General features: G+C 58.9%; 5 protein-coding genes and 2 pseudogenes. 5 read left to right on the top strand and 2 right to left on the bottom strand.

Annotated elements, in window-relative coordinates; translation table 11 throughout:
• Positions 1-451: 451 nt before the first annotated feature.
• The 4 genes and pseudogenes from LMTR3_RS40345 to LMTR3_RS20680 all read left to right on the top strand — a co-directional run bounded on the left by LMTR3_RS40345 (position 452) and on the right by LMTR3_RS20680 (position 5,080).
• Positions 452-724, top strand: coding sequence for a CoA transferase (locus LMTR3_RS40345; protein WP_141686727.1), 273 nt, complete (start codon positions 452-454; stop codon positions 722-724).
• A gap of 674 nt (positions 725-1,398) precedes the next feature.
• A pseudogene (locus tag LMTR3_RS20690) lies at positions 1,399-1,824 on the top strand (acetolactate synthase large subunit); the annotation flags it as partial.
• A 146-nt stretch (positions 1,825-1,970) separates the two neighbouring features.
• Positions 1,971-3,596: an acetolactate synthase large subunit gene (locus LMTR3_RS20685; protein WP_065746886.1), complete on the top strand. Its 1,626-nt coding sequence runs from the start codon at positions 1,971-1,973 to the stop codon at positions 3,594-3,596.
• Positions 3,597-3,904: 308 nt separating this feature from the next.
• Positions 3,905-5,080, top strand: a complete 1,176-nt coding sequence (locus LMTR3_RS20680; protein ID WP_065746885.1) for an iron-containing alcohol dehydrogenase — start codon at positions 3,905-3,907, stop codon at positions 5,078-5,080.
• 702 nt (positions 5,081-5,782) lie between these two features.
• On the opposite strand, the pseudogene LMTR3_RS20675 reads toward LMTR3_RS20680, so the two are convergent.
• Positions 5,783-6,872 (bottom strand): annotated as a pseudogene (locus LMTR3_RS20675) (IS630 family transposase).
• A gap of 799 nt (positions 6,873-7,671) precedes the next feature.
• Positions 7,672-8,622 carry an HpcH/HpaI aldolase/citrate lyase family protein gene (locus LMTR3_RS20670; protein WP_084029733.1) on the bottom strand — a complete coding sequence of 317 codons (951 nt, stop codon included), beginning with the start codon at positions 8,620-8,622 and terminating at the stop codon, positions 7,672-7,674.
• A gap of 602 nt (positions 8,623-9,224) precedes the next feature.
• On the opposite strand from LMTR3_RS20670, the gene LMTR3_RS40065 reads away from it, so the two are divergent.
• Positions 9,225-9,317, top strand: a 93-nt coding sequence (locus LMTR3_RS40065) for an aminopeptidase P family N-terminal domain-containing protein (RefSeq protein WP_349643813.1), incomplete at its 3' end; no start/stop codon positions are given.

The following is a 9,317-nucleotide window of genomic DNA, read 5'->3' as shown; positions in this document are numbered from 1 at the left end:
CGTCTCGCCGATCGCGGCCTGCTCGGCGCCCGTCTTGTGTCGGGCGGGCCGTTGAGGATGAGGTGACGGTGTTCCTCGGCTGGCGCCCGCTACGAGCGCGCGCGCCGGAGCCACAGCTGCGCTGAACTGTCTGTGCACCGGCGTATTTGTAGGACCGAAGGGGCGCGTTCCGGGATCTGATAAGGAGCTAACTCACGCCTCTTCGGGCGCGCGCCAGCAGATTTCCCCAGTCTGGGAATTAGTGTTGTGCTGCTATTTGCTGGTCATCGCGTTGCGGACCCGTCGGCGAACTTTTCGATACCCTTAGCCGTCCGCGACGATCTTTAGGTAAGGTGGCTTGTTCGGCCAGAACCAGAGTGTCGATGGCGACACGTTTTTCATCGGTTAGAGTTCGTTTCGCCTTTCGCTCGATCTGACTGAGATGTCGCGCTTCATTTATTGATCTCGATCATTGGACACGGTCAGCCTTGGGCCTCTTGAGCGAGAGGCGCAGCTTGACTGCTCGGACCCTTGCCTCGTACATCGGCTGCGGACAGGCGAAGGACAGCATGTGAAGGCCTCTCTATTGCAGTCCGCTATCGCATTGCAGGCCGGCCAATTCATATGGGCTGAAAGCGAGCCTCGCGACGTCCATCGTTGGTGGGGACCTGTTACTCGGGAATCTATCCGACCATGGACGGCCACGTCCTCCTGGCAGACGCAGAGGCAGAGCCTCGCGAGCTAGGTAGTTCGGCATCGAGCCTCGCGAGATCCGGCAGCAGCACCGGCGATGACACGCCCTTCTTCTCGCCCTCGTAGGTCGTGATGACCGATATAAACCTCACTTCCGAGCTGGTGCCCCCTCGTGGGTACGAGAATCCGACGCCATACACGGAGGCCAATGACTTGCCGCTTCCCACACGCAAGGCGACGAGCTTGGCGACATCCATCGAGGGCTGCCGCCACCGAAGCCGACCACCGCTTGCACGCCGGCTTCATGAGCCCACTCGACGCCTGACTCGACAATTCTTCCGGTGAATCCGGCACAGAGTGCAAGAAAGTCCCGTCTTCTCATAAACTCCTCCATGAGGTTCCTGCTTTACGAAGCTTGGCGTGAGGTTGGCGAATCCGTGCCGCGCGTCATTGAACTGCCGGCACAAAGCGAACGGCTACTGGGTCAATAGCGATGTCGATCTGCTCACTCCATTGGCTTTCGCCCAACGGGAAACTGGGTGTCCATGATGAGTTTGGAGCAGCCGAGGCGAAGCTGGAGTCGGGTAAGAGCAACGCGATAATCACTCGCCTCGATCTTCGCCCGGCGGACGGGCAGCCCCGGCATCTCGTGCGCTTTCGTAACGCTCTCGGGCCCGATAACGGCGGTAGCCCTTCCTGCCGCGCTGGAATCTGGCAGGTTCAATAGTTCATGAGGCGATCAATCAGGCGGATCTGATCATCGCGATCGGGCATGATACCATAGAAAAGCCGCCTTTCATCATGGGACCGAAGGGCCCGCACGTAATCCACGTCAGCTATATGCCAGCCACAGTGGAGCAGGTCTATTTCCCGCATGCGGAGATCGTTGGCGACGTGGGGCCCAGTCTCGAACTGCTTGCCGACCGTGTCGAAGGAAAGCTCCCGAACGCAAAGGCGCTGCTGCCGCTACGTCAGAGCATTCTGGATCGGGTTTCCGACCACGCGACGGAAAGCCTTTGGCCTGTCACGCCGCAGCGGCTGGTTCACGACGTGCGCAAGGTGATTCCGGAGAACGGCATCGTTGCGCTCGATAACGGCATGTACAAGATCTGGTGGGCGCGCAACTACTGTACCTATGTTACGAATACGCTGCGCTATCTACCGGGTTGATGTTGAAGCATGTCAACAAGCTGAACCCGCACCCCGGCTGCAGCGCGCGATCGATCAGACGCTGCGGTGATAAATATCCGCACCGCCTTCGGAACCTAACTGAGGATTCGGGGCAATAGGGGGACAGGATGGTGAAGGGCTCAGATTTACTTGTCGAAGCGCTGTCGCATGAGGGGGTTGATCGTGTTTTTGGCGTGCCCGGCGAAGGGAATCTCGATGTGCTGGAATCGCTTCGGAATTCGAAGATCGAGTGGGTGCTGACGCGCCATGAACAGGCCGCTGCGTTCATGGCGGCGACGTACGGGCGGCTCACCGGCCGCCCGGGCGTGTGCATTGCATCTCGCGGTCCTGGCGCGCTTAACCTCTCGACCGGGGCCGCGTATGCTCACCTTGGCGCAATGCCGATGGTCATGATCACCGGACAAAAGGCGATCATGAGCAGCCGAGAGGGGCGTTTTCAGCTTGTCGATGTGATTGCGTCGACGAAACCACTTACGAAGCTGTCGCGACAGATCGTAAGCTCGGTGAGCATTCCTACGCTGGTTCGCGATGCGTTTCGTATCGCGATGGAGGAACGGCCGGGCCCGGTGCATCTCGAGCTGCCTGAGGACATCGCCGCAGACGAAATCGAGCCGGTGCCGATGGTCCCGGTTCATCCGATCGAAATCCCGGTTGCGCATCGCGCGGCACTCGACCGGGCAGCCGAGATCATTCTAGGCGCTAAACGGCCTCTCATCATGCTGGGAGCGGCGGCAAGCCGGCTGCGGTCGGCCCACGGAATTGCGGGCTTCGTGCACCGTACCGGCATTCCGTTTTTCACGACGCAGATGGGAAAAGGCTCGGTGCCCGGCGGCACAAGTCTGTACATAGGGACGACTGCTCTCTCTGAGCGCGACTATGTTCATGAGGCGATCAATCAGGCGGATCTGATCATCGCGATCGGGCATGATACCATAGAAAAGCCGCCTTTCATCATGGGGCCGAAGGGCCCGCACGTAATCCACGTCAGCTATACGCCAGCCACAGTGGAGCAGGTCTATTTCCCGCATGCGGAGATCGTTGGCGACGTGGGGCCCAGTCTCGAACTGCTTGCCGACCGTGTCGAAGGAAAGCTCCCGAACGCAAAGGCGCTGCTGCCGCTACGTCAGAGCATTCTGGATCGGGTTTCCGACCACGCGACGGAAAGCCTTTGGCCTATCACGCCGCAGCGGCTGGTTCACGACGTGCGCAAGGTGATTCCGGAGAACGGCATCGTTGCGCTCGATAACGGCATGTACAAGATCTGGTGGGCGCGCAACTACTGTACCTATGTTACGAATACGCTGCTGCTCGACAATGCGCTGGCCACAATGGGCGCCGGGTTGCCGTCGGCAATGATGGCCGCCTTGCTTTATCCAGATCGCCGGGTGATGGCGGTCTGCGGTGATGGTGGCTTTATGATGAACAGCCAGGAGCTAGAAACCGCTGTGCGGCTCAAGCTTAACCTGGTGGTGCTGATTCTGAATGACGGGGCCTACGGCATGATCCGCTGGAAGCAGGCCGTCCGCAACCTCTCCGACTTCGGCCTGACGTTTGGAAATCCGGATTTTGTGCGATACGCCGAATCGTTTGGCGCGAAGGGCGCACGCGTAATGTCTGTCGATGCACTGGTGCCGACGCTCGAGGCGGCCTTCATGGAAGGTGGTATCCACTTGGTGGACGTGCCGATCGACTATTCCGAGAACACCCGTGTCTTGGTCGAGGAGTTCAACTAGTGCCAGCAGCTGGTCGACTTCGTGTAGGGCGACTCGAATGCTGCAGCTTATCGAGACGTTCAATCGAAACCCGCCTGGCCGATGTACCGATCGACCAAGCTACTTCGATGGAAGCAAAGCTGCAGACCGCACCGTCCATCTTCACGACTGGATGCCGTACTCTGACAGGGGAAGCAGGCTATGGCGCCGGCGAACTCCTGTACGTGATGTGTGGCATGACCCAAGAAAAGATGATCGCGATGCATCGGTGGTGATACTGGCGCGCGTCTGCCCGCACTGCGGCGATAGAGATAGACGAGGAGTGAAGTATGGTCGGAAGTTTTACTTTTCAAGCGCCGTCCAATATTCTGTTCCAGCCGGGAGCTTCCCGCAAGATGGGAGAGCTCGTCGCTCACTATGGCGCTCGCCGTGTCATGTTGGTGACCGGTAAGATCGTGCGCGGGGCTGGGTTAACGGCAGGCGCCGAAGCATCACTGGCGGCAGCCGGTATTCGTGTCAGCATCTTTGAGGATGTCGTCGCCGATCCCCCCTCCCACGTCGTGGAAGCCGCTGTTGCCGCCTGTCGAGCCGACAGGATCGAACTCGTGCTATCAATCGGTGGCGGGAGTGCCCTTGATACGGCCAAACTTGTCGCTTATTTAGCGAAGACTCCCGATCGTCTTGACGACATTTATGGTGTTGGTCTCGCCAAGGGACAACGTTTGCCGCTATTGTTGGTGCCGACAACAGCGGGCACCGGTTCGGAAGTAACACCGATCGCGATCGTCACGACACCCACTACGGAAAAGAAAGGTGTCATTTCACCGGTACTCATCCCTGACTGGGCTATCCTGGATGCTGAGCTGACGCTCAGCCTGCCGGCGTTCGTCACAGCCGCGACCGGTATCGACGCCATGGTGCATGCGATCGAAGCCTACACCAGCAAGCACAAGAAGAACCCGATATCAGACCAGCTTGCACGTCAGGCGCTCGGTCTACTCTCGGCCAATGTACGTCGGGTTTGCGAGGACGGGAAGGACGTCGAAGCGCGCTCGCAGATGCTGCTAGGATCGATGCTCGCTGGCATTGCTTTTGCCAATGCGCCCGTGGCGGCCGTCCACGCGTTAGCCTATCCTATCGGTGCAATTTTCGACCTGCCTCATGGATTGTCGAATGCCCTGGTCCTAACGCAAGTACTTCGCTTTAACCTGCCCGCGGCCGAGCTCCTCTATGCTGAACTTGCGCCTCTCGTTGATTTCCGGGCTGTCAACCTGTCGGTCGCCCAGCGAGCCCGGCTGTTTGTCGATGCAATGGCCGCTATCTGCCGTGATTGCAAGATTCCGCTGTCATTGGCTGATGTCGGGATTGGCGCTCAAGATCTGAACAAGCTTGCTGAGGATGCGATGAAGCAGACGCGGCTGCTCATTAATAATCCCCGCGAAGTCCGTTTCGAAGATGCTCTTGCGATCTACACAGAAGCTTTCGGAAACCGGGCGACCGCCTGATGCTCGGCACCATCACATGCGCGCCACAATGACAGATAAGTGCAGTAGGCCGACGCGATCGCGAACACATTGCGCACTGGACGGAACATGACGAAAGATAGCTGACCTACCTATCGGGCTGGCAGTAGCATGGTCCGGCTTGATACTCAGAATCCTCGCGACCCCGTGCCGCCGAGAAAAGGAGCGTACTGGGCGACTAGACTAGTTGAGCGAAGCGATTGAACGGCTGGCCCGATATCCGAGGCTCGCGGATGTATGGGACATCGATCGCAAGCTGATGAGCACATTTACAGCCTGGAGCAGGTTGTGTCAGAAGCTGGTAGCCTATAATGCGAACGTCTGGCGATCGTGGATACCGCGCCTTGCAGCTCTCGCGAAGCACTGCCGAAGGATTGGAGTGGAACTCAGGAGGACTGGCCAAAGGACGTCACGGCGTGGTGCGCCGTACCAATGAGGAACTGACGGGAGCTGTTACGGCCGCCCCCGAATTTCGCGGCATTCAGACCGAACTGATGTTGCTCATGAGCTGTTCCGTTACGTTCCCCATGGCGCCGCAGAAGGTGGACGTCCCCCGTGCTCATGGTCTATGGACTGATAAGCCAATATACGATTGCCGAACTGTAATCCGATCGTTCCCTGATCCGTAGTCTGCTGGGAGGGATTGGACCTCTAGCTGGTCGATTGGGATAAGCCTAGCCCTACCTAGTGTCCTGAACCAGAAGTTCGCGACATTGCGTCGTGTTCTGCCGGGGCACTGTATCGGCAAAAGCGCTCGATGGAAGCAAGGATGTCATCGGCTGATTTGGTCCATCGGAACGGCTTGGGATCGGCGTTATGTCGTCGATGAACGAAGTGATGTCAGTCCTGAGGGCGGCGACACTGCGATAGACGCCGCGCCTGCTCTTCTTGTCGGTGAGGAGCGCGAAGAAGCGCTCGACCTGATTGAGCCATGAAGAACTGGTCGGGGTCAGGTGCACATGCCATCGTGGCCTTTTAGCCAGCCATCGCCGGATCAGCGGGGGCTTGTGTGGCGTAGTTTCCATGACGAGATGGACGGCGAGTTCGCGCAGCACGGCGGCCTCGATCTCGTCGAGAAACTTGCGGAACTACGCGGCACGAGCGCCCGTTGCACTTGCCGATGACCCGTCCGGTCGCGATGTCGAGGGCGGCGAACAGCGATGTGGTGCCGTGCCTTTTGTAGTCATGGCTTCTTCGGGCCGGCTGGCCGGGACGCATCCACAGCATCGGCTGGCTGCGGTCCAGCGCCTGGATTTGAGACTACAGAACGATGGCATGCTCCGGCGTCGAGAAGTAAAGCCCACGACGTCGCGCACCTTGGCCACGAAATTCGGATCGGTCGAGAGCTTGAGCGTCTCCAGCCGGTGCGGCTGGAGCCCGAAGGCCCGCCAGATGCGTTGCACCGTCGACACCGACAGGCTGCTGGCCTTGCAAGCCGCGGGAACTCCAATGAGTGGCGTTCTCGGGGCAGCTTTCCAGCGTCCTCATGATCACGGCTTCGATGCGGGCAATCGTCAATGGTGCGCGGCGCCGCGCGCGGTTCATCGTGCAGCCCGGCCACGCACTGCTCCACAAAACGCCGCCGCCATTTGCCTACGGTCTGCCGGTCCAACCCCAGCTTGGCCGCCACTTCTTTGTTCTGACCGCCTTCGCGCAGGTCAGCACGATCCGCGCTCTCAGAGCCAGCGCCTGCGCCGTCTTCCGCCGCATCGTCAGCGACTTCGGCACGCTCGTCATTGCTCAATGTCAAGGCCGCAAGTTGCCGGGCTGCCATCAGATCCTCCGTCGCTGTTGCAGCCGCGCACAGCGACGCGAATCTAATGCGCAATCTAGAGTTGCTCGGGACACTAGCGGTGGCTCTCCATCTACGATATTGATGCAGCAGTTGCGTATGCCGCCAGACAGGCACGATAGATGTGACATTGCTCGGGATCTGCGAAGGCAGCGTATTCACGAGCTGCTGCCCGGCGCTCCATCCCGAGAAGGTACAAAATCACGTACTCACCATCACGCCGATCGACGTTCATGGCGAAAGGGACGATACAGCGGCACCCACGGGCTCGTTAATGTTGGGGCGCGCACACTGCACGCGGCTAAACGTCGACAGACTTGTCGATGCGTTCGGAGTCTTGCGAGGCGAGTTCATGGGTTCAACATTCTCGATACCGATGCGCTCGTTGACAAAATACAACCTCAATCTCCTCTATGTGATCCGGTGATGAAGCAAAATGGATGAACCTTCTGCGGATGTAAAGTGGCTGACGGATCGTCCGCGCCATCCGGGCAAGGCGGTTAAGCATGGCTGGAAGATCTCAACCATGACATCGTCCGGTCCGAGCAAGTCGCAGGGTCGCTTGAGCAAAAGCATCGCCCAATGGCTTGCGGCCACGGCTTAGGTTGATCGATGAAGAACAAAATTGTCTCGGCAGGTGAAGCCGTCGTAATCAACCGGCATCGCAGTATCATCTGCAAGTGAGCCGATGGATGAAACGTCAGTGCCCGGCGGCCGGCCAAAGGCAGCCGAGCTATATCGAAGTCGCCAGTTTAACGCCGTCGACCGTCGCCAAACGTTCTCAAAGTGCTGGTAACTCGACATTTGCAACGTTACCAACGTCAATTCCGGCTGCCTGAGCCTTCTTAAGGACCTCCATGGCACTCCGAACATGCGCATAGTCCAGCATCATCGTTGACTTATACCGAACCGCGGCCTCGCCGCGGGCGGTGGCCTCAGCCACGGCGGACAGGATGTCACACGCCTCATTGATCTCGTCTTGCGATGGCGAGTAGATCTCATTGATGACGGGGATATGGTTAGGGTGGACCGCCGAAGCCCAAGATGCGCCCATGCGCTTGCATCTTTCGCCGATTCGCCGCACCAACTCGAGGTCGTCCAACGTCGCGGTCATGGCGCCTTCAACGTGTATAATCCCGGCAGCGCGAGCTTGCAGCACGGAATAGGCTCCGAAGGAAATCCCATCTTCGGCCAAATCATCCAACTGCAGGCCCAGCGAGCGAGCCCCGTCTCCACCTGGCGTTGGGGCACCAGAACAGCCGGCCCTTTTGACACGCTGGGATGCCGTGCAGAGGTGGTACATCCTGTACTTCGCCACTGCCGTTTCCGCCTGCGGACATATTTCGATTCGGCCGACCGGCAGACCCCGCGACCTCTCCAAGTCCCCCAGCACAAGGTCCAAAGCGGCAATTTCTTCCGGATCTTCAGTCTTAGCCAACGCCACTCCGTCGAGGCCATCGATTACAACCGCATTAAGGTCGTCTAGCAGACGGCCTGTCCGCCAACTATTGAGCCTCACGAAGCGCCCGAAGGGGCCGGTGCGTAGCTCCTTGATAGCTGCCGCGATTGCGTTGCGAGCTCCAGCTTTCTGAGTAAGCTCGACCGAGTCTTCAAGATCGAACATCAGGGCATCCGCTCCATATTTGGGCGCCTTTAACATCCAGTCTAGTTTGTGTCCAGGGACGTAGAGCATCGAGCGATACCAGCGAGCTTCTCGAAATGTCTGGGGCATAATCTGTTCCTCGTTCGGGACTTACGTTTCTAACAGCATCAAGGTCAGTGCCTCTTGCTGGCTTGCGTCGACCGTTGTGGCCTAGCTGTTGTCACATATCTGAATCGCCCGCACACCTACCCTTCCTTGTGGGCTGACATCGCGCGATCACGGTCCTCGGAGACAGCTGGCGTAAGGTTGCTGGAATGCTGCGCGATCCGAACATTCACTGCGACCCACCAGTCGCTGTTGGCCATGGCGCCAGTAGCGTGGTGTCATGCTGACGGGCTATCAGTCGGAAAAGTACTCCCAGTGTTGCTTGCTTGGCCTCCGGGCCGCTGCACACCGACGCGGCAGGTCTGCGCAGGAAGGCCGCTTGCCTTCGTTGCCGCGAGCCATGTTCCTGTCACTGGTGGCAAGCGTACCATCGGGCGCGGACCGTGTAGCGCGTAAATCGCTCCGATCTACCGGCAGAAACCCGGGATGCGCGCATTGGTCTAATCGAGAGCACACAGAAGAACCCAGTATGTCATGAAAGGAGTTGAAAGCATGGCAATGCCAAAGGGCTCGCAGGCGTTCCCCCGCTCTGGTATCTACGGAGGTTGACTGCCGTTAAGTTGGAGATGGAGCGACGCCAGGTCGAAGTGCTGGTGGTCACGTCCCCAGCGAACATTACGTATCTTTCAGGATACACGTCAAAGTCCGCATATGTGCCT

It is taken from the genome of Bradyrhizobium sp. LMTR 3 (assembly GCF_001693485.1).
GTDB lineage: Bacteria > Pseudomonadota > Alphaproteobacteria > Rhizobiales > Xanthobacteraceae > Bradyrhizobium.
The sequence above is the reverse complement of the archived record's forward strand: the minus strand, read 5'-3'. Positions and strand labels throughout refer to the sequence as shown.

Excerpts from the sequence above, each read along its gene's own strand:
- LMTR3_RS20685 (WP_065746886.1), top strand. The coding sequence starts at position 1,971 with ATGGTGAAGGGCTCAGATTTACTTGTCGAAGCGCTGTCGCATGAGGGG.
- LMTR3_RS20680 (WP_065746885.1), top strand. The coding sequence starts at position 3,905 with ATGGTCGGAAGTTTTACTTTTCAAGCGCCGTCCAATATTCTGTTCCAG.
- LMTR3_RS20670 (WP_084029733.1), bottom strand. The coding sequence starts at position 8,622 with ATGCCCCAGACATTTCGAGAAGCTCGCTGGTATCGCTCGATGCTCTAC.